The organism is Phyllobacterium sp. YR620 (assembly GCF_900104165.1).
Classification (GTDB): Bacteria; Pseudomonadota; Alphaproteobacteria; order Rhizobiales; family Rhizobiaceae; genus Phyllobacterium; species Phyllobacterium pellucidum.
This window is the reverse complement of record NZ_FNJP01000004.1, coordinates 58,553-78,580: the sequence shown is the minus strand read 5'-3', so window position 1 is coordinate 78,580 and position 20,028 is coordinate 58,553. Positions and strand designations below refer to the sequence as shown.

Genomic DNA, 20,028 nt, shown 5'->3' with positions numbered 1-20,028 from the left:
TTCTATCAAACCATATCCAAGCTTTGCGCAAGGGCCCGCGCTTCGTGCAGAAGCGCCGAAACCAGCGGCGTGTGCGGTTCGCGGTCGGCCGCAACGAGCCCGACAAGGTGGCGCGCATCGGGCTCGACAATGGGGATGGCGCGGATCGGTTCGGCAAATCCGAGCGTCTCGGCAAGGTTGAGCGGCATGATGCTCGCCCATTTGCCCGTACGGATATGCGAGAACAGCACGATCATCGAATTCGATTCGAGCGTCGGATGCACCTCAATTCCCGCCTCTTGCAAATGCTTGTTGATAAGGCGGCGGTTCTGCATGTCCATGGTGAGCAGGCAGAGCGGCAATTGTCCGACCTCCCTCCAGGTGACGGACTGCCGGTCGGCGTGGGTACTCCCGGCTGATGTAATGAGCTGGTAGCGCTCGGTATAAAGCGGCACCGAAGTAACACGCCCGAGTGGCTCATTGTCGAGATAGCTGATACCGACATCGATTTCGAAATTGCTGAGCAGCGTCAGCACTTCAAGCGAAGTGCGCGACGTTACCGAGAACGTCACGTCCGGGTGCTTCTCCCGAAACGGAGTCGTCAGCCGCGACACCATGGCGAGCGCGGTCGGAATTGCCGCGATCTTTACGTGACCGGCAAGTCCAAGGCGGGCGGCGCGCAATTCCTCGCGCATGGTGCGCGTATCGCCAACGATGCGCCGCGCCCATTCAAGAACGCGCTGGCCTTCGGACGTAAGGCCCTTGAAGCGCGAGCCCCGCTGGACGAGAACGACGCCGAGCGTGTCCTCGAGCTGACGGATGGCGGCCGACAGAGTGGGCTGGGTTACGCCGCATTCCTCGGCGGCACGACCGAAATGCCGATGCCGCGCCAGCGCGATGAAAAATTCCAGCTTGTCGATCATCAAGGTTGCTCCTTCGGAGCGAACCTAGCGATGTTGACGTGTCGTCAGCAAGGCAAGTTTTCTGCGGCATACATTTCCGTCAGACGAGGTCGTCCAGATCGACGCGCAGAATAGCGGCAATCTTCTTCATGGCCGACAACCCGCCTTCCTTCTTGCCGTTCTGAATGTCGGACAAATAAGACGGGCTGAGGCCAACCGCCGAAGCAAGTTCACGGTTGGACAGACCGCGATATTCTCGCCAAACCCGAAGCTTGTTCTCACCTGCAAGTATGCGGTCGGCAATTGCTGAGGGAACAAGTTCATCTTCGCCCGAGACAAGCCGGGCTTTTACTTCATCATAGGCGACGAGATCCTGCGCCATCTCCGCATCGTGCACGAGCTTTTCGTAATGCGCGCGCGGCACAACCACCATTTCATCGCCGCTCGGCGTCGTGAAAATCGTCATCTCATTCATAACAGCCTCTATTCATAAATACCGCCGCGCGGTCCAATCTGGAGAATGCTCAGAACGTTACCGTCATCGTCAAATATGACACGCCAGTCACCTACGCGTAGCCGATAGCCCGTCCTCCCCTGAAGCCGGACAACATTTGCCGCCTGCGCGCCAGGATTCGACGCATATTGCTCGATTTTCAATCGGATGCGTCCCGCAACATTCACAGGCATACGCGAAAGTGCTTTCAGCGCAGACCGACTGTATTTAATTTCTTTCAGAACAATATTATCAAATGGCGATCAAAGTTTCAACTTAGAATTCACTCGTAGAGAATAGTCGGGCAATTTCAAACAGTCAGGAATTTGCGGACCTCCGGCCGGTCGAGGCTCGGCGCGTCGCCGGAATGTACGATCTCGCCGCGATCCATGATGTAGACGTGGTCGGCGAGTTCGCGGCAGAAGTCGAGATACTGCTCGACGAGAAGGATGGCGAGGCCCGCCTGATCGCGCAGAAACTGGATAGCGCGGCCTATATCCTTGATGATCGATGGCTGGATACCCTCGGTCGGTTCATCGAGCACCAGCAATTTCGGCCGCGTCACCAGCGCACGGCCGATTGCCAGTTGCTGCTGCTGGCCACCGGAAAGATCGCCGCCCCTGCGACCCAGCATCGTCTTCAGCACCGGAAACAGCTCGTACACTTCCGCGGGCACGGTGCGATTGCCGCGTGAGGCGGCGGCAAATCCGGTTGCCAGATTTTCACGGACGGTGAGCAGCGGAAAAATCTCGCGGCCTTGCGGAACGAAGGCAATGCCGGCGCGGGCACGCTCGTAGGACGGCTTCCGGTCGATCGGCGCGCCTTCGAAGCGTATCGATCCCGATGACAGCGGGTGCTGGCCGACGATGGCGCGCAGCATGCTCGTCTTGCCGACTCCGTTGCGGCCGAGAACGCAGGTGATCGACTTCGGCTTGACCTCCAGCGATACGCCGCGCAGCGCCTGAGCGGCGCCATAGTGGAGAGAGGCATTTTCAACGCTGAGCATGATGTTCCTATCGTCCGAGGTAAACTTCAATGACGCGCTGGTCGTTGCTGACATAGTCGAGCGAGCCTTCCGCCAGAACCGAGCCTTCATGGAGGCACGTGACCTTGACGTCGAGTTCGCGCACGAAATGCATGTCGTGTTCGACCACCAGCACCGAGCGCGTCTTGGCAATTTCGCGCAGGAGCTTGGCGGTTTCCGCCGTTTCAGCATCCGTCATGCCCGCGACAGGCTCGTCGACGAGCAGCAGCTTCGGATCTTGCGCGAGCAACATGCCGATCTCCAGCCACTGCTTCTGGCCGTGGGAGAGATTTGCAGCCAGCCAGTCCCGCTTGGTGTGCAGCCGGATCGTGTGAAGAATGTCGTCGATCCGTTCCGCCTCGTCGGCGCTTTGGCGATGGAACAGCGCCGAGAAGGCCGAGCGCGGGCCTGCCAGCGCAAGAACAAGATTGTCCTCGACGGTATGGCTTTCAAAAACAGTCGGCTTCTGAAACTTGCGTCCTATGCCGAGAAGGGCGATTTCCGCCTCGTCGTGGCGGGTAAGGTCGATCTCGCCCTTGAAATAAACGTCGCCCGTGTCCGGGCGGGTCTTGCCGGTGATGATATCCATCATCGTTGTCTTGCCGGCGCCGTTCGGGCCGATGACTGCGCGCATTTCACCGGCCTGGAGCACGAGCGACAGATTGTTGATGGCGCGAAATCCGTCAAACGAGACCGACACGCCATCGAGATAGAGGAGTGTATCCTTGGCTTTCATGGTCTACTCCGCTGCCTGGGGTTCGGCGATCGGTGTCGCACGTTCTGTTGCCGGGGAGCCCGGTTCGCTGCGCTTGCGAGCGATGCGGTCCTTTCGCTTTGTCTGCCATGTGCCGTAAAGGCCGAGTATGCCCTTCGGGAGGAACAGGGTGACGAGGATGAAGAGCGCACCGAGCGCGAACAGCCAGATCTCCGGAAATGCCGCGGTGAAATAGGTCTTGCCGAAATTGACTAGCACCGCGCCGAGAATTGGCCCGATGATGGTGCCGCGGCCTCCCACGGCAACCCAGATCACCGCTTCGATGGAATTGGCAGGCTCGAATTCGGAGGGATTGATGATGCCGACCTGCGGCACATAAAGCGCGCCTGCAATGCCCGCCATCATGGCGGAGACCGTCCAGACGAAGAGCTTGTAGCGATCGACCCGATAGCCGAGAAAGCGCATGCGGCTCTCCGCGTCGCGCACGCCGACGAGGACCTTGCCGAGTTTGGAGCGGACAATGAAACTGGTTACGAATACGGCAAGCGCCAGGAACAACGCCGTTGCCGCAAACAGCATCGAGCGCGTGCTGTCGGCCTGGATGTTGAAGCCGAGAATATCCTTGAAATCGGTGAGGCCGTTATTGCCGCCAAATCCCATGTCGTTGCGGAAGAACGCAAGGAGCAAGGCATAGGTCAGAGCCTGGGTGATGATCGACAGGTAGACGCCGGTGACACGCGAGCGGAAGGCTAGCCAGCCGAAGCCGAAGGCGAGAACGCCGGGGACCAGCACAACCATGAGCGCCGCGAACCAGAAATGGTTGAAGCCGTGCCAGAACCACGGCAGTTCCTTCCAGTTGAGGAACACCATGAAGTCGGGCAGCACCGGATTGGCATAGACGCCGCGCGGACCGATCTGGCGCATCAGGTACATGCCCATCGCATAGCCGCCGAGCGCGAAGAATGCGCCATGGCCGAGCGAAAGGATGCCGCAGAATCCCCAGACGAGATCGAGAGCGACCGCCAGCAGGGCGTAGGTCAGGTACTTGCCGATCAGCGACACGAGATAGGTCGGCACATGCAATGCCGAGGTCGGCGGCAGCAGCAGATTCGAGAGTGGCACGAGGCAGGCCAGCGCCACCAGCAAGGCGATAACGATTGCACCGCGACGATCGACATGGGTGAAAAACCACTGCGTGATCATGCCTCGATGGCCCTTCCCTTGAGTGCGAAGAGACCACGCGGACGCTTCTGGATGAACAGGATGATCAGCACCAGCACGAGGATCTTGCCGAGGACGGCTCCCGCAAAGGGTTCGAGGAACTTGTTGGCTATGCCCAGCGACATCGCGCCGACCAGCGTTCCCCAAAGATTGCCGACACCGCCGAAGACGACGACCATGAAACTGTCGATGATATAGCCCTGACCCAGGTTGGGGCTGACATTGTCGATCTGGCTCAGCGCCACGCCGGCAATGCCGGCAATGCCGGAGCCGAGGCCAAAGGTCAGCGCATCGACCCAGGGCGTCCTGATGCCCATGGCGGAGGCCATGCGCCGGTTCTGGGTAACTGCGCGCATGCGCAGCCCGAGCATCGTCTTTTTCAGCACCAGCTGCAGCACCGCGAAGACCGATAGGGCAAAGACGATGATCCATAGGCGCGACCAGGTGAGCGTCAGGAGACCAAGATCGAACGACCCTGCCATCCATGATGGGTTGCCGACCTGAACGTTTGAGGCGCCGAACCAGGAGCGGATCGCCTGCTGCAGGACCAGCGAAATGCCCCACGTCGCAAGCAGGGTTTCCAGCGGACGGCCATAAAGGAAGCGTATTATGCCGCGCTCGATGACGACGCCGACGGCGCCCGAGACGATGAAGGCCGCAGGCAGCGCAATGAGCAACGAATAATCCAAAAGGCCCGGCGCCGAGGTGCGGATGATCTGCTGCACGACAAAGGTGGTATAGGCGCCGATCATGACCATTTCGCCGTGGGCCATGTTGATGACGCCCATGACGCCGAAGGTGATCGCCAGCCCGATCGCCGCAAGCAGCAGCACGGAGCCCAGCGACAGTCCGTAGACGATATTCTGGATGCCGTTCCACAAGGCGAGCTTGCTGTTGATGCTGTCGATCGCCGAACGCGCGGCGTCGCCCACAGGGCCGTCGCTAGTTTGGAGCGGCGTCAGGAGTCCCAGTGCGTCGCGGCTGTTGCCGGCGGTGACCTCCGCAATTGCCGCGATCTTGGCGTCATCCGGCGCGGTGGAATTCAGCACCGCCGCAGCTTTTGCCTGCTGCATCACGGCCTTGATCCCGCTATCTTTTTCCGCCGCGATGGCCTGATCGAGCAAAGCAATGGACTCGGGATCGCGGGTCTTCAGAATTGTTTCGGCGGCGGAGCGTCGTTCTGCAGGATTGTCGCTCATCAGCGTGAGGCCGCCGATCGCCGCGGCTATATCGCGGCGCAGACGGTTGTTGACCTTGATCTTTTCCGCGGCATTGCGCGGCACGGGTGCAAGCTTGGCACCCGTCAGGGGATCGCTGGCGGCATAATCCGAGCCATCGCGTTTGCCGATGAAAACCGCCTTGTCCGCCTTGACGATGTAGAGATCCCCGGCCGTAAGCGCGTTGAGGATGGCGGATACGCGCGCATCGCCGGTCTTGGCGAGGCCGGAAACCGCCTTCGTCGTCTCGTCGAAATTTTCTGCAGCAAGGGCCTGGATGAGCGGCCGCAGCGTGGCATCGTCGACCGTTTCAGCCCGCGCCTCCATTCCAGGCGCAAACACCCCCGAGAGCACAAGGAATACGGCCAGCAAGCGGATCAATTGCATAAAACAATCCTGGGTACGAGTATCGTCGGAGTGGCTCCACCCCCACTTGCGCGGAGGTGGAGTGGCTTCGGATGTGCCCCAAACCGAAGCCGGGTAGGCATTAGTTGGTCACGCCGCCGCACTTGCCGCTGACGACGTTGAAATTGCCGCACGACATCGGCTTGCGCCAATCGGAAATGAGGTCCTTGGAGCCTGGCAGGTAATCGGACCATTCGTCGCCGACGACGAGACCAGGCGTCTGATAGACAATGTCGAACTGGCCGTCGTCCTGCACTTCGCCTATCAGCACGGGCTTTGTGATGTGGTGGTTCGGCATCATCGTGGCTGATCCGCCGGACAGGTTCGGCACCGACACGCCGACGATCGAATCGATCACCGCATTGGAATCCGTGGTTCCGGCAGCTTCAACTGCCTTCACCCACATGTTGAAACCGATATAGGTCGCTTCCATCGGGTCGTTGGTCACGCGCTTGTCGTTCTTGGTATAGGCGTGCCATTCCTTGATGAACTCGGCATTGGCATCGGCGTCGACCGACTGGAAGTAATTCCAGGCGGCAAGGTGGCCGACCAGCGGCTTGGTATCGAGACCCGCAAGTTCTTCTTCACCCACCGAGAAGGCAACGACGGGAATGTCTTCCGCCTTGATGCCCTGGTTTGCGAGTTCCTTATAGAAGGGTACGTTCGCATCGCCATTGATGGTCGAAACGACTGCGGTCTTCTTGCCGGCCGAACCGAATTTCTTGATGTCGGACACGATCGTCTGCCAGTCGGAATGGCCGAACGGCGTGTAGTTGATCATGATGTCCTCATCCTTGACGCCCTTGGCGTTGAGGTAGGCCTTCAAAATCTTGTTCGTGGTCTGCGGATAGACATAGTCGGTACCGGCGAGCACCCAGCGCTCGACACCCTCTTCCTTGGCAAGATAATCGACGGCAGGGATCGCCTGCTGGTTCGGCGCGGCGCCCGTATAGAAGACGTTGCGGGAGCTTTCCTCGCCCTCATACTGGACGGGATAGAACAGCATGGAGTTGAGCTCTTCGAAGACCGGCAGCACCGATTTGCGCGACGATGAGGTCCAGCAACCGAACACGGCGGCGACCTTGTCCTGCTCGATCAGCTGGCGGGCCTTTTCGGCAAAGAGTGGCCAATCCGACGCCGGATCGACGACCACCGCTTCGAGCTTCTTGCCAAGCACGCCGCCCTTCTTGTTCTGCTCGTCGATGAGGAACAGCATCGTGTCCTTGAGCGTGGTTTCGGAAATCGCCATGGTCCCGGAAAGGGAGTGCAGGATGCCGACTTTGATCGTATCATCCGCAGCTACGGCAGGCGAGAAAGCCAGCGCCGCGCCCATGGCCGCGGCCGCAAAAGTCTCGATAAATCTGGCTGTTAGACTGGACATTCAGGTAAACCCCTCTTTTTGGTTGTGTGTACCAAGGGATTAAAAGCAATGAGTGTGCCAACTCCGGCAGCCGCATCGAAAATTATAAATTCTTCAAATTTATCGGTATTTTAGCGCCTGCGCCCGGTTATCCGGCTTGCAGGCGCGAAGTTTGAGCGTGGCAAATACCCGACACTTCCGCTTATACTTTAGTCATATCCGCACGCGTGATGAAAATTTAATCATCGTTGGGCAACAGCGATGCTTTTCAGATGGCGTTGACCATCGTTTGATGTATGGTGAGGCGACTTTCACAGTTCCCAGGGACATAAGATGGATATCCGTCAAATCGACGAAGGCTACGCCGTGAGCGGCCAGATTTCACCCGACGACGTGCGCGATCTCGCCGCGGCAGGCTATCACACGATTATTTGCAACCGCCCGGACGGCGAATCGGCCGATCAGCCCAACTTTGCCGAGATCAAGAACGTTGCCGAAAAAGCGGGCATAGCGATTTACTACGTCCCTGTCGTTTCAGGGCAATTGACACAGGACGACGTCGGCGCGATGGCGCGCGCGCTTGACGAGGCTGAGGGTCCCGTCCTCGCCTATTGCCGCTCGGGCGCCCGCTCGACCAATATTTACGGCATCGTCCAGCAGCAGAAGGGCTAACCAGATGCTCCCCATCGCTGATCTTGGCGCCGATGAACTCGACGCCCTGCGCAACCGTGTCCTGCGCGATTACGAAGCCTTCCGCGCCAAGGGGCTGAAGATCGACATGACCCGCGGCAAGCCGAGCCCGGAACAGCTCGATCTTGCCAATGGCATGCTGGTTCTTCCAGGCAATGGGGACCACTACAGTGAGGCAGGCGAAGATGCCCGCAACTATGGCGGGCTCCAGGGTCTTGCCGAAACCCGCGCATTGTTCTCACCCATGATGGGTGCGTCGGCCGATCGCATCGTCGTCGGCGACAATTCGAGCCTTGCCATGATGCATGATTGCTTGCTCTGGGCGATGGTGAAGGGCGTACCGGGCGAAATGGAGCCCTGGTCGCAGCAATCAGGTTCGCCGGCCTTCATCTGCCCGGTTCCCGGCTACGACAGGCATTTCGCCATCTGCGAGGAATATGGCATTCGCATGCTCCCCGTCCCGCTAACCGGGCACGGCCCCGACATGGATATGGTCGAGGAACTCGTCGCCGATCCCGACGTCAAGGGCATATGGTGCGTTCCCAAATACTCCAATCCCTCGGGCGAAACCTATTCGACCGAAACGATCGAACGCCTTGCAGCCATGCGAACCGGTGCCCCCGACTTCCGCCTGTTCTGGGACAACGCCTATGCGGTGCACCACCTGACGACAGAGCGGCATGAGATCGCCAACATTATCGAGCTCTGCGCGCAGGCCGGCCATCCCGACCGCGCCTTCGTCTTCGCATCGACCTCCAAGATCACACTCGCCGGTGCGGGGCTCGCCCTGTTCGCATCGTCAGCGGCAAATGTGAAATGGTATCTCGCCCGGGCCGGCAAACGCACCATAGGGCCAGACAAACTGAACCAGTTGCGGCACGTGCGCTTTCTGAAGAGCATGGAGGGTCTGGCCCGGCATATGGATGCGCACCGCGCCCTCATCGCGCCGAAGTTCAATTCGGTCATCGAGGCGCTTGAAACCCGCCTCGGCGGCACTGGCGTTGCGCGGTGGACGAAGCCGGATGGCGGCTATTTCATCTGCGTCGACGCCATGCACGGCACCGCGCGCGACGTGGTAGAACTGGCACGCGAAGCCGGCGTGGTTCTGACCCCGGCAGGCGCCACCTCTCCTTACGGCCGCGATCCCAACGACAGCACGCTGCGCCTTGCTCCGACGTTTCCATCACAGGAAGAGGTGCGTCTCGCTTCTGAAGGTATCGCGCTGTGCATCCTCCTTGCCGCCGTGGACAAGCTCATCGCACAGCGCGAAGGCGGCGTCTAAATCCTTTGCCCGACGTCGACCCGGTTGCCGTCCGGGTCGGCGAAGACGAAGGCGCGCTGGCCATAATCCTGGTCTTTCAGCGACTTGATGATACGAACGCCCTTGGCTTCGCAGACCGAAGTCCATCCGACGATAGTGTCAGAAGAAGGCCTGGATACCGGTCTGTGCCCGGCCAAGGATGAGCGCATGCACGTCGTGCGTGCCCTCATAGGTATTGACCGTTTCGAGGTTCTGGGCGTGGCGCATCACATGATAGCCGATCTGGATGCCGTTGCCGCCGTGCATGTCGCGCGCCATCCGGGCGATGTCGAGCGCCTTGCCGCAATTGTTGCGCTTGACGAGGCTGATCATTTCCGGCGCGACCTTGCCTTCGTCGAACAGGCGACCGACACGTAGGGAGGCCTGCAGGCCAAGCGTGATTTCCGTCTGCATGTCCGCGAACTTCTTCTGGAACAGCTGGGTAGCCGCGAGCGGGCGGCCGAATTGCTTGCGGTCGAGCCCGTACTGGACGGTCCGCTGCCAGCAATCTTCGGCGGCGCCGAGGACGCCCCAGGAAATGCCGTAGCGGGCGCGATTGAGGCAGCCGAACGGGCCCTTGAGCCCGGAGACGTTGGGCAGCAGATGCTCCTCGCCGACAACGACCCCGTCCATGACCACCTCGCCGGTGATCGAGGCGCGCAGCGACAGCTTGCCACCGATCTTCGGCGCGGAAAGGCCCTTCATGCCCTTTTCGAGGACGAAGCCGCGGATCTGACCGTCATGGGCGTCCGACTTCGCCCAGACGACAAAGACATCGGCGATCGGCGAGTTTGAAATCCACATCTTCGAGCCGGACAGGCGATAGCCGTCAGCGACCTTCTCGGCGCGGGTTTTCATACCGGCAGGGTCGGAGCCCGCATCGGGCTCGGTGAGGCCGAAACAGCCAATCCATTCGCCGGAAGCGAGCTTCGGCAGATATTTGCGGCGCTGCTCCTCCGAGCCGTAAGCGTAAATCGGGTACATGACCAGTGACGACTGCACGCTCATCATCGAGCGATAGCCGCTGTCCACGCGCTCGACCTCGCGCGCGACGAGGCCATAGGCGACGTAGGATGCACCGGCCGTGCCGTATTCTTCGGGAAGCGTCACCCCAAGAAGCCCCGACTCGCCCATCATCCGGAAAAGCGCAGGATCGGTCTTTTCTTCCAGATAGGCCTCTTCGATGCGCGGGAGAAGTTCGCCTTGCGCGAATGCCCGTGCACTGTCGCGGATCATCCGTTCGTCTTCGGTCAACTGCTCTTCCAGGAGAAAGGGATCAGTCCAGACGAAGGACGGCTTGGAATTGGCCATAATTGTTTTTCCTCCTTAGATGTGAAGCAAGACCTATCATCAAATCCAATCCGATGACCAGATGCTTTGCCGGCCGATTTTTCCGGGGATGCCGGCGCTCCACGGATTTCGCGGACGCGGCGAATCCACTATAGATTTTGCAATGCCCATCAAGCAGCTCACCGAGACCATTATCAACCAGATCGCAGCCGGCGAAGTCATCGAACGTCCGGCAAGCGTGGTCAAGGAGCTCGTCGAAAATTCGATCGACGCGGGCGCAACGCGGATCGAGGTCGTCACCGCCGGCGGCGGCAAGAACCTTATCCGCATCACCGATAATGGCTCGGGCATTCGCTCCGACGAACTTGCCCTTGCGGTGGCGCGCCACTGCACGTCGAAACTCACCAATGATGTGCACGATATTCGCGCCCTTGGTTTTCGCGGCGAGGCCTTGCCCTCTATCGGATCCGTCTCGCGCCTGTCGCTGAAATCACGCACGTCCGAAGCGGATTCCGGCTTCGAGATCAGCATCCATGGCGGCCGCCAGGACGGGCCGCGCCCGACGCCGATGAACGGCGGGACGATCGCGGAAGTGCGCGACCTTTTCTTCGCCACGCCAGCCCGCCTCAAATTCATGAAGACCGACCGGGCCGAGGCATCGGCGATCAGCGATGTCGTCAAGCGTATCGCCATCGCCTTTCCGCATATCCGCTTTTCGCTTGCGGGCAGCGACCGCACGCCGATCGAGCTGGCGGCGACCGGCGCGGGATCGACAGGAATGCTGGAGCGGATTTCTCAGGTGCTCGGCAAGGAGTTTCCCGAAAATGCCATTGCCATCGATGCCGAGCGCGATGGCGTGCGCCTGACCGGCTTTGCCGGCATCCCTGCGTTCAACCGTGGCAACAGCCTGCATCAGTTCGCCTATGTCAATGGCCGACCAGTGCGCGACAAGCAAATCTGGGGCGCAATCCGCGGCGCCTATGCCGATGTGATCGCGCGCGACCGCCATCCAGTCGTCGTCCTGTTCCTCAATCTTGATCCGGCGCTCGTCGATGTGAATGTGCACCCGGCCAAGGCGGATGTGCGTTTTCGCGATCCGGGGCTTGTACGCGGCCTTATCGTCGGGGCAATCCGCGAAGCCCTCGGTCAATCCGGAATCCGGGCCGCAACCAGCGGCGCCGAGGCGATGCTGCATGCTTTCAGGCTTGGTGGCGCAGAAGGCAAGCGTGCTGCCCCGCTCCATCAGAATTGGCGGGGCAACGCTGCCGTCAATCAGAATTACTCCGTTGAACAATCCCCATACCGTCCGTTCGAAGTCGAAGGCGCCCTCGCCGCCGACACCCGTGGCGGATTTGCCGAACCGGCACAGCCATTCCTCTATGATGTTGCGCAGGCCGTGGCCGCCGACGCACGCGGTGCGGCCACGGAGGCTCCAATGGAATTGGTTTCCACGCCCCTCGGAGCCGCACGCGCGCAGGTACACGCCAACTATATCGTCGCGCAGACCGAGGACAGTCTTGTCATTGTCGACCAGCATGCCGCGCATGAACGTCTTGTCTATGAGGCACTGAAAAACGCGTTGCATTCACGGCCGCTACCGGCCCAGATGCTGCTCATCCCCGAAATCGTCGACCTGCCGGAAGAGGATGTCGAACGGCTTGCCGCCCATGCAGAAACGTTGGCACGTTTCGGCCTCGGTATCGAAGCCTTTGGACCGGGTGCGATCGCCGTGCGCGAAACGCCGTCCATGCTTGGTGAGATCGATGCGCAAAAACTCGTCCGCGACCTTGCCGACGAGATCGCCGAGCACGATACATCGAATGGCCTGAAAGGCATTCTCGACCATGTCGCCGCTACCATGGCCTGCCATGGCTCGGTCCGCTCGGGACGGCGGTTGAAGCCTGAAGAGATGAATGCACTCTTGCGCCAAATGGAAGCAACGCCGGGCTCGGGCACCTGCAATCACGGTCGGCCAACCTATATCGAACTCAAGCTCAGCGACATAGAGCGTCTTTTCGGGCGGCGATAAGGGGCTTTCAATCGCGCAATGCTTGACCACCTGCGGCTCTGAGCCGTAAATGAACATTCAATGGACTGGAACATCGGCAGAATATGAACAGATTTGAAGGACCCGGCTCGCGCGAAGCCAAAATTCGTTATCTCGACGGCGACTTTCAGGTCCTGTCGCCGGGTTCCTATGTACTTTGCGCCGTTACCTCGGAAAAAATTCCGCTGGACGAACTCAAATATTGGAGCGTCGCGCGTCAGGAGGCCTATGCCGATGCGCGCATTTCGCTCGAGCGCGAGCTTCAGGTGAACCCCGACCTGCGCAGTCGAAGCAAAGGCTGAGAGATATGCTGACCGGCCGCGCAACCCTGTTCACTCTTCTCGCGGCTGGAATTCTTGTGAGCGGCTGTACCACCGATACGGCCAGCAATGCGCCGGCGTATACCGGCCCGGTAAAGACAATTCGCGGCTATCTGCAGGGACCGCCATGGGCACGCCTGACTGCAAGCTCAGTGGTGTTCGTCACTGCTTACGACGCAAGCCGGGGTAATTCGGCTCCAATGCTGCGGCTGGCCCGCACCAGCTTTACGCTGAACAGAAACGGCACATTCCCGGTCGCCTATGAAATCAGGGTTCCGGCGGCAGCCTCGACCCGCGTCGCGCTTGGCGTCGAAATCACCCGCGCCGGTGGAACACTGTTCTCTAACGACCGGCTCTATAGCCAGACCACGGGAACGAGCCTTAATATTCCGATGCGCGAAGCGCCTCCGCGGATCAACCGGAGGTACCCCGGCATTCTATGATGCATCCCGGCGCCGGTGACGGGCGCGATCGCGCGTTTCCCGTATGATGCGAGCAGGTGCGCCGGGCTGGTTGAAAACGAGTTCCACCTCCAAAACCGAGGTACGGCCGGCAAACGCCTTTGCCTCCTGGCTGCCGTCGAGAAGCCTCACCAGGTCTTTGGCTGTTGTGACCGGCGTCAGGTTTTCCCGATCGGCTGCTTCGGCGAGTTCGGCGAGGTTTTCGTCCGTATACGGGTGATGGTCTGGAAAGGCGCGCGTTTTCTCAACGATGCCGCCCGCTTCGCGAAGCGTCGTGAAAAACTTGGACGGATCGCCTATGCCGGCGAAAGCCAGTAATCGTTTGCCGGCTATCTCAGATGTCGATATCGGCTTAAGAACTCCTTCATAGATCGGTTTTGCCGCCCGCGCCGCATTGCGAATGACCCGGTCGGCGCCGTTCGCTGTGCCGATCTTGAGCACCGCGTCGGTTCGCACCAGTTGGTCGATCAGCGGCGCGCGCAAGGGTCCTCCCGGCAGGACATGGCCATTGCCCACGCCGCGGTCGGCATCCACCACCATCAAGGCAAAATCGAAATGCAGGCGGGCGCTTTGAAAGCCGTCATCCATGATGATGAAATCGCATCCGGACTGCTGCAATGCCTGTGCCGCGGCAAAGCGGTCGGACGTGACGATTACCGCCGCGTGCCGGGCGAGCAACAGTGGTTCGTCGCCGACAAGACGGGCGCTGTCATGTTCTGGATCGACACGATGCATGCCCGAAAACGCGCCGCCATAGCCGCGCGAAACGATGCCTGGCGTCAGCCCGGCGGCGATTGCTGCCCTCGCAAAAGTGATTGAGGTCGGGGTCTTTCCCGCACCGCCAACGGTGAAATTGCCGATGCAAAGCACCGGGACCGGAACGGTGGGAGGCTTCGCCCGCCTTATGCGGCGCCCGGCCACGCTGCCGTAGACTTTGGAAAACGGGCTTAGCGCCCAGGCCCGCCAATCCGGCTTTTCCCACCAGAAAGGAGGGGCCTCACTCATCATTTCCAGCCGCCTTCGCGATTGCTGAGCCGTGCCTGCAGAACGAGCGGCTGGATGAAAGGTTCAAGTGCGGTCAAGGTGCGATCGAGCGATCCGCGCATGTCCTCGACGGTCTTGAGGCCAGCGTCGATCATGACCTGGCGTTCTTCCGGATTATTGAAGAGATAGTTGACCGCGCCCGCGAGCATATCCTTGTCGCGCACAAGTTTCGCCGCGCCATTCTTGATCAGGCGCTGATAGGAATCGCGGAAATTCTGAACATTGCGCCCGGAGAGGATCGCGGATTTGAGCATGGCCGGCTCGAGTGGATTCTGCCCGCCTTGCGCGGTCAGCGACCGGCCGACGAATGCGATCTCCGCGAGGCGCAGATAGAGGCCCATATCGCCGATCGTATCGCCGAGATAGATATCCGTATCGGGCTCGATCTGATCCGCCTTGCTGCGCAGCGCCACCTTCATGCCCATTTTTTCGATTGCCTCGGCGATCTCCGGCGCACGATCCGGATGGCGTGGCACGATGATTGTCAAAAGATCGCGATGGCGCGCTTTCAGCATGTGATGCACCTGCGCAACGATCTCTTCTTCGCCCTGATGCGTCGAAATCGCGGCCCAGGTCTTGCGGGTGCCGATCATGCGCTGCATTGCGGCAAGTTCGGCATGGTTCACGGGCGGTACAGCCGTGTCCACCTTGAGGTTGCCGGATACCGTCACCGGCCTTGCGCCAAGCGCCCGAAACCTTTCACCGTCGATATCAGATTGGGCAACGACGTGGGCGAGATTCTCGAACAGGGCCTCGGCAATCGAGGGCCGCTTGTGCCAGCTGGCGAAGGAGCGATCGGAAAGACGCCCATTGACGAGCACCTGCGGAACCCGCCTGGTGCCAAGTTCAAGGATCGTCATCGGCCAAATCTCGGATTCGCAGATGATGGCAAGATCAGGCTGCCAATGGGTGAGGAAGCGGTCGACGGCGGGCTTCAGGTCGAGCGGCACATATTGATGGATGACGCGGTCGCCGAGGCGCTCCTGCACCATCTTCGCCGATGTAACCGTACCGGTCGTCAAAACGACATGGATGTCCATGTCGACGATGGCTTCGACAAGCGGAGTGACAGCCGACGTTTCGCCAACGCTCGCCGCATGGACCCAGATAAGCGGACCGGATGGGCGGGCAACGCTCGCCACACCGTAGCGCTCGCCCTGACGGCCACGCTCCTCCTTGCCCTTGCTGGCACGGAAGGCAACATACGCGCCGACAATGGGAAATGTTGCCGCGCCAATCCAGCGATAGGTGCCAAGCACCAGGCGTGCCCATCTTTCGCTCATGCCGCGCCGTCCACGAGTTCATGCACGCGCTTGGTGTTCGCGTTCAAACTATTGGTCAATTCGACACGCTTGGCTTCGAGCATTGCTTCATCTGCATCTTCGGGAACAAAGATCGGGTCGCCGACAATCAACCCCGATTTGCCGAATGGCAAGGGAATGGTGGTCTTGTCCCAACTCTTCTCCAGAACTTTTCTGCGGGTGGTCAGGTAGCAGATCGGCAGGATCGGCCGTCCGGAAAGCTTGGCCAGCAGAATGACGCCGGGACCGCTATCGCGCGGCGTTCCATGCGGAATATCCGCGATCATCGCCGCGGTCTTGCCTTCCGCCAGCGCTTTTTTCAAAACGAGCAGTGCCCGTGCCCCCCCCTTTTCCGTCCCTTTCGAGCGGTCTCGACCGCCCGAGCCGCGCACGATCTCCACGCCGAAGCGCTCGGCAACGCGGGCATTGAGTTCCGCGTCCTTGCTCTTGGAAAACATGGCGACGAAGCGCACGCCGCGCGGCATAAGGAATGGCGCCATCAAATGCTGGCCGTGCCAGGCAACGGCGATAAACGGCTCGCCCCCGCGTTTCATATCTTCGAGATCCGAAGACCCCTTGAGCCGGGGATTGGTCAGATGCACCAGCCGGAAGAACTGCGTAATCAACCATACGATCATGCTGCGGACGATCGGCGAATTCGCCAGCGGGCCGCGCACCGACCGCCAGAACCGCTTGAGCGCTCCAGCTTTGCGGCGAGGCGCTTTGGCCGTTGCTGAATTCTGGTCAATCATGTCGATCTTTGTCCGACCACGCGCACGCGGTCAGTCCGCCTTGCCCGTGGCAGGATCCAGCAAGCGATGCATGTGGACGATGAAATAGCGCATATGGGCGTTGTCCACCGTCGCTTGCGCCTTCGACTTCCATGCGCGCTGCGCCGAGGCAAAATCCGGATAGATGCCGACAATATCGAGCTTGTCGAGGTCGCGGAACTCGACACCGCCGAGTTTCTTCAGCTCACCGCCGAATACAAGGTGAAGCAGTTGCTTTTGATCCGAAGTGTTTTCGCTCATGTGCCTGTCCAAATGATCGAGAAGGTTGCTGACTGTTTATCCGAACGCGGTTTCGGCGACAACGTCCAACATGTTATCCATGAGCAATCCGCTTGCGGCAACGAGCGCGCCGTGGCGATAGTCGCCATTGCTGGTGTCGGTAAGACCGTAGGTAAGTGGCTTTCCGTCCGCGGCGACGACCCGGCCGCCGGCTTCCGATAGGATGAGATCGGCCGCTGCAAGATCCCAGTCATGCGAACTTGGCCGCACGAAAGTGCCCGCGATATCGCCGCGCGCCACCATGGCGATCCGATAGGCGAGCGAGGCGACGTACGGCATGTGTTCGATGGAGGAGAGAAAGTATTCCGGCAGCCGCTTGATGAAGGCCGAGGGACCGGCCACCTTATAGGGAAGGTGCTGGGCCTGGACATGAATGGCGGCGCCGTTCTGCGTCGCCCCGCCGCCTGGCGTCGCCATGATGATTTCGCTGCGGGCCGGGCAGTCGAGAACGCCGGCGACCGGCCGGCCGTTTTCGATGACGGCAACGCTGACACACCAGACGTCGGCACCTTCGATGAAGGCCCGCGTCCCATCGATCGGGTCGACGACGAAGAAGCGCTCTCGCGGCGAAGCGGCGCGTTCGTCCTGGGTTTCTTCCGAAATCCACCCGTAATCCGGGCGGGCCGTCAGCAGCATGTCCTTCAGATACTTGTCGGCGGCAAGATCGGCCTCGGTTACCGGCGAGTTGCCGGTTTTCATCCAGACCTGCGGCGCCTGCCGAAAGTAAGACAGAGCGATCCGGCCTGCGCCCTCGGCGGCCTGCCGGATCAGTTCCAGGTCTTCAAGATTGAGCTTACTTGCCGGCAAGTGTCATGCCTTCGATTACGAGTGTCGGGCTGGCAATGCCGAAATTGCGATCGATATCATTTGCCGCAGTGAGATTAAGGAACATGTCCTTGAGATTTGAGGCGATCGTCACTTCGCTGACCGGATAGGCGAGTTCGCCATTTTCGATCCAGAAGCCCGAAGCACCGCGGCTGTATTCGCCGGTGATCATGTCGACACCATGGCCGAACAGTTCGGTAACGTAAAAACCGGTACCAACATCGCGCATCAGGTCTTGCGGCGACTTCTCGCCGGGTTCGATGGAGAAGTTCGTCGAGGCGGGCGTGACTGTCGAGCCGGAACGCACGCCCCTGCCATTGGTGGCGAGGCCAAGTTCCTTTGCTGTCGAGGTCGACAGGAACCAGTGTTTCAGCACGCCATTCTCGATCATCGTCAAGGGAACGCCCTCGATGCCCTCGCCGTCAAACGGGCGCGAAGAAGAACCGCGCACCCGCAACGGGTCGTCGTTAACATTGATCGCTTCGCTCAGGATCTTCTCGCCCATGCGATCCTTAAGGAAGCTTGTCTTGCGTGCCACCGACGCGCCATTGATGGCGCTGGCAATATGGCCGGCAATACCGCGGGCGACGCGAGGGTCGAAAACGACGCTGACGCGACCGGTTGCTGCTTGGCGCGCGCCAAGCCGCTTGACCGCGCGCTCCCCGGCCGATCGCCCGATGGCTGCAGCGTCTTCAAGCGCGTCATAGAAAATGCGCGACGAAAAATCATAGTCGCGCTCCATGGCGGTGCCGCTGCCGGCGATTGCGCTGACGGAGCGGGAAAAACGCGATCCCACATATTGTCCGGCAAATCCGCCTGATGTGACAAGCACGAGCCCGCCCATTCCAGCCGATGCGGAGCCGCCACCCGAATTGGTAACACCCTCGACGGCGAGCGCGGCAGCTTCGGTGGCCAGCGCGGCTTCGGTCAGTTGCGCGGCATCGACGAAGGTCGGGTCGTAAAGATCGAGATCGCGAATTTGGCGGGCAAGATTTTCGGGAGCGGCAAGACCCTCGAAGCTATCGTCCGGCGACACTTTCGCCATGGCGACGGCGCGTTCGGCCAAGGCCTTTGGCTCGGCTCCGCCGTTGGCAGATATGCTGGCAATCTTGCGCCCGACGAAGACGCGCAGGGAAAACTCATCGCTCTCGGAAGATTCGGTCTCTTCGACCTTTCCGAGCCGTACGCTAACGCCCGCGGAACGCGAGCGGGCAACGACTGCGTCGGCCGCGTCGGCGCCTGCTCTTTTTGCAGCTTCGACGAGCGCGGTCGCTTTGTCTAGAAATTCACGGGAGTTCAAAGAGTCGCTCATTTTATACCTGATTATATGAATGATTAGGGTAATTTATCGTATGGTCGCATGCACCCTCCTATATGGTGCAAATTTGCGCCTATCAAGGCGGGCCGAACGAACAATCGGCATTGGCGGCCGTTGATTATTGTCATTCCGCGTCGCTGTCGCCGCCACGATCGGCATAGGTGATCGCCGCGTCAACGGCGCGCTTCAACTCGTCCTTGATCCCAGCCGATTCCTCGAGCACCTGCTGGATTCGCAGAAAATCCAGAACGCCGAATCGTGCCACGCTTGGGCGCAGGAAGATTGCCGGAGCCTGCGTACGCAGGCGGGTCGCGATGATCGATTGCATCATCAATTGGCTGGCACCGAACATGGCCTCGATTGACGAGGGGGATCTGCCGATATCGCCTTCCGGTCCGCCGACGACATCGACGGCGATGACGAACCGCGCCTTGTCCATCAAATGATCGAAGGGAACGGGATTATAAATGCCGCCGTCGATCAGGATACGGTCGTCTCGTCGCACTGGCCGGAACAAGGCGGGGATCGCGGCGGAGGCGGCGACGGCATTATAAAGATCGCCCTCGGCCATCACGACCTCGCGCTGTCCGTAGAAATCGGTCGCGGTGACGCTGAGCGGGATCACAAGTTCCTCGAATGTTTCGGGAATGCGGCCGGGAAGGAAATGCTTCAAAACCTTTTCGATGTTGAACTGGCCGAGGCGAATGCCGCCGCCAAACATCTCGCCGAAGCTTGCCGGGCGCAGCTTCCACAGGCGCGCTGCAATCTCACCACGTTTGGAGAGGATCGCGACCGCGTATTCACGAATCTCGAGCCCGGACATGCCTGCCGCCATACCCGCGCCCATGATCGCGCCGATGGACGATCCTGAGATCGCGGCAGGCCTTATGCCAAGTTCGTCCAGGGCTTCAATGACGTTGATATGAGCGATGCCGCGCGCCCCGCCACCGCCGAACGCGACGGCAAAGGTCGGCTCGCGCGGGGTTTTACTTGCGCCTGTCGACCCGTTTGCCTGATCAAGTTCGCGCGCGACCATCGGTCCTTTT

Annotated in this window: 21 protein-coding genes and 1 pseudogene; 5 read left to right on the top strand and 17 right to left on the bottom strand. The window is 60.4% G+C overall.

Annotated features, from left to right (window positions below; genetic code table 11):
• Positions 1 to 5: 5 nt before the first annotated feature.
• The 8 genes from BLR72_RS14550 to urtA all read right to left on the bottom strand — a co-directional run bounded on the left by BLR72_RS14550 (position 6) and on the right by urtA (position 7,289).
• Positions 6 to 902, bottom strand: a complete 897-nt coding sequence (locus BLR72_RS14550; protein ID WP_027230176.1) for a LysR family transcriptional regulator — start codon at positions 900 to 902, stop codon at positions 6 to 8.
• A gap of 79 nt (positions 903 to 981) precedes the next feature.
• Complete coding sequence (locus tag BLR72_RS14545) at positions 982 to 1,347, bottom strand: helix-turn-helix transcriptional regulator (RefSeq protein WP_091950261.1); 366 nt, start codon at positions 1,345 to 1,347, stop codon at positions 982 to 984.
• A gap of 17 nt (positions 1,348 to 1,364) precedes the next feature.
• Entirely contained in the window at positions 1,365 to 1,607 is a 243-nt protein-coding gene (locus BLR72_RS14540) for a type II toxin-antitoxin system RelE family toxin (protein ID WP_348271827.1), read from the bottom strand.
• Between the two features lie 77 nt (positions 1,608 to 1,684).
• Positions 1,685 to 2,380: an urea ABC transporter ATP-binding subunit UrtE gene (urtE, locus tag BLR72_RS14535; RefSeq protein WP_027230177.1), complete on the bottom strand. Its 696-nt coding sequence runs from the start codon at positions 2,378 to 2,380 to the stop codon at positions 1,685 to 1,687.
• A gap of 7 nt (positions 2,381 to 2,387) precedes the next feature.
• Positions 2,388 to 3,134 carry an urea ABC transporter ATP-binding protein UrtD gene (gene urtD / locus BLR72_RS14530; RefSeq protein ID WP_091949785.1) on the bottom strand — a complete coding sequence of 249 codons (747 nt, stop codon included), beginning with the start codon at positions 3,132 to 3,134 and terminating at the stop codon, positions 2,388 to 2,390.
• A gap of 3 nt (positions 3,135 to 3,137) precedes the next feature.
• Complete coding sequence (gene urtC, locus BLR72_RS14525) at positions 3,138 to 4,316, bottom strand: urea ABC transporter permease subunit UrtC (RefSeq protein WP_091949783.1); 1,179 nt, start codon at positions 4,314 to 4,316, stop codon at positions 3,138 to 3,140.
• A complete protein-coding gene (urtB, locus tag BLR72_RS14520) occupies positions 4,313 to 5,938 on the bottom strand; it encodes an urea ABC transporter permease subunit UrtB (RefSeq protein WP_175492368.1) in 1,626 nt (541 codons plus the stop codon). The genes urtC and urtB overlap by 4 nt, the downstream gene beginning before the upstream one ends.
• Positions 5,939 to 6,038: 100 nt before the next feature.
• Positions 6,039 to 7,289, bottom strand: coding sequence for an urea ABC transporter substrate-binding protein (gene urtA / locus BLR72_RS14515; protein ID WP_244506726.1), 1,251 nt, complete (start codon positions 7,287 to 7,289; stop codon positions 6,039 to 6,041).
• Between the two features lie 360 nt (positions 7,290 to 7,649).
• On the opposite strand from urtA, the gene BLR72_RS14510 reads away from it, so the two are divergent.
• Both BLR72_RS14510 and BLR72_RS14505 read left to right on the top strand, forming a co-directional pair.
• Entirely contained in the window at positions 7,650 to 7,988 is a 339-nt protein-coding gene (locus tag BLR72_RS14510) for a protein tyrosine phosphatase family protein (protein ID WP_091949779.1), read from the top strand.
• A 4-nt stretch (positions 7,989 to 7,992) separates the two neighbouring features.
• The gene (locus tag BLR72_RS14505; RefSeq protein ID WP_091949777.1) at positions 7,993 to 9,288 is read left to right on the top strand and encodes an aspartate aminotransferase type Ic; all 1,296 of its coding nucleotides are present in this window, start codon (positions 7,993 to 7,995) and stop codon (positions 9,286 to 9,288) included.
• Here BLR72_RS14505 and BLR72_RS22720 read toward each other — a convergent pair.
• Positions 9,285 to 9,407, bottom strand: a pseudogene (locus BLR72_RS22720) (VOC family protein); the annotation flags it as partial. The gene BLR72_RS14505 and the pseudogene BLR72_RS22720 overlap by 4 nt on opposite strands.
• 19 nt (positions 9,408 to 9,426) lie before the next feature.
• Positions 9,427 to 10,617, bottom strand: coding sequence for an acyl-CoA dehydrogenase (locus tag BLR72_RS14495; protein WP_091949774.1), 1,191 nt, complete (start codon positions 10,615 to 10,617; stop codon positions 9,427 to 9,429).
• A gap of 142 nt (positions 10,618 to 10,759) precedes the next feature.
• On the opposite strand from BLR72_RS14495, the gene mutL reads away from it, so the two are divergent.
• From mutL to BLR72_RS14480, 3 genes are all read left to right on the top strand, one after another.
• Positions 10,760 to 12,625, top strand: coding sequence for a DNA mismatch repair endonuclease MutL (gene mutL / locus BLR72_RS14490; RefSeq protein ID WP_091950257.1), 1,866 nt, complete (start codon positions 10,760 to 10,762; stop codon positions 12,623 to 12,625).
• Between the two features lie 83 nt (positions 12,626 to 12,708).
• A complete protein-coding gene (locus BLR72_RS14485) occupies positions 12,709 to 12,945 on the top strand; it encodes a DUF2093 domain-containing protein (protein WP_027230185.1) in 237 nt (78 codons plus the stop codon).
• Positions 12,946 to 12,950: 5 nt separating this feature from the next.
• Positions 12,951 to 13,406, top strand: coding sequence for an SAM-dependent methyltransferase (locus BLR72_RS14480; protein ID WP_091949771.1), 456 nt, complete (start codon positions 12,951 to 12,953; stop codon positions 13,404 to 13,406).
• On the opposite strand, the gene lpxK is transcribed toward BLR72_RS14480, so the two are convergent.
• The 7 genes from lpxK to BLR72_RS14445 all read right to left on the bottom strand — a co-directional run bounded on the left by lpxK (position 13,401) and on the right by BLR72_RS14445 (position 20,018).
• Positions 13,401 to 14,432, bottom strand: coding sequence for a tetraacyldisaccharide 4'-kinase (lpxK, locus tag BLR72_RS14475; protein WP_091949769.1), 1,032 nt, complete (start codon positions 14,430 to 14,432; stop codon positions 13,401 to 13,403). The genes BLR72_RS14480 and lpxK overlap by 6 nt on opposite strands.
• Complete coding sequence (gene waaA, locus BLR72_RS14470) at positions 14,429 to 15,751, bottom strand: lipid IV(A) 3-deoxy-D-manno-octulosonic acid transferase (protein ID WP_091949766.1); 1,323 nt, start codon at positions 15,749 to 15,751, stop codon at positions 14,429 to 14,431. Before waaA ends, lpxK begins: the two co-directional genes overlap by 4 nt.
• Positions 15,748 to 16,521 (bottom strand): lysophospholipid acyltransferase family protein, encoded by a 774-nt coding sequence (locus BLR72_RS14465; RefSeq protein WP_036813294.1) that lies wholly within the window; start codon positions 16,519 to 16,521, stop codon positions 15,748 to 15,750. The genes waaA and BLR72_RS14465 overlap by 4 nt, the downstream gene beginning before the upstream one ends.
• 30 nt (positions 16,522 to 16,551) lie before the next feature.
• Positions 16,552 to 16,800 (bottom strand): DUF4170 domain-containing protein, encoded by a 249-nt coding sequence (locus BLR72_RS14460; RefSeq protein WP_027230190.1) that lies wholly within the window; start codon positions 16,798 to 16,800, stop codon positions 16,552 to 16,554.
• A gap of 36 nt (positions 16,801 to 16,836) precedes the next feature.
• Positions 16,837 to 17,646 carry a 3'(2'),5'-bisphosphate nucleotidase CysQ gene (locus BLR72_RS14455; RefSeq protein WP_091949763.1) on the bottom strand — a complete coding sequence of 270 codons (810 nt, stop codon included), beginning with the start codon at positions 17,644 to 17,646 and terminating at the stop codon, positions 16,837 to 16,839.
• On the bottom strand, positions 17,633 to 18,976 hold the full coding sequence (locus BLR72_RS14450; protein WP_091949760.1) for a TldD/PmbA family protein: 1,344 nt from the start codon (positions 18,974 to 18,976) through the stop codon (positions 17,633 to 17,635). The genes BLR72_RS14455 and BLR72_RS14450 overlap by 14 nt, the downstream gene beginning before the upstream one ends.
• 130 nt (positions 18,977 to 19,106) lie before the next feature.
• Complete coding sequence (locus tag BLR72_RS14445) at positions 19,107 to 20,018, bottom strand: patatin-like phospholipase family protein (protein WP_091949757.1); 912 nt, start codon at positions 20,016 to 20,018, stop codon at positions 19,107 to 19,109.
• Between the last annotated feature and the right edge of the window lie 10 nt (positions 20,019 to 20,028).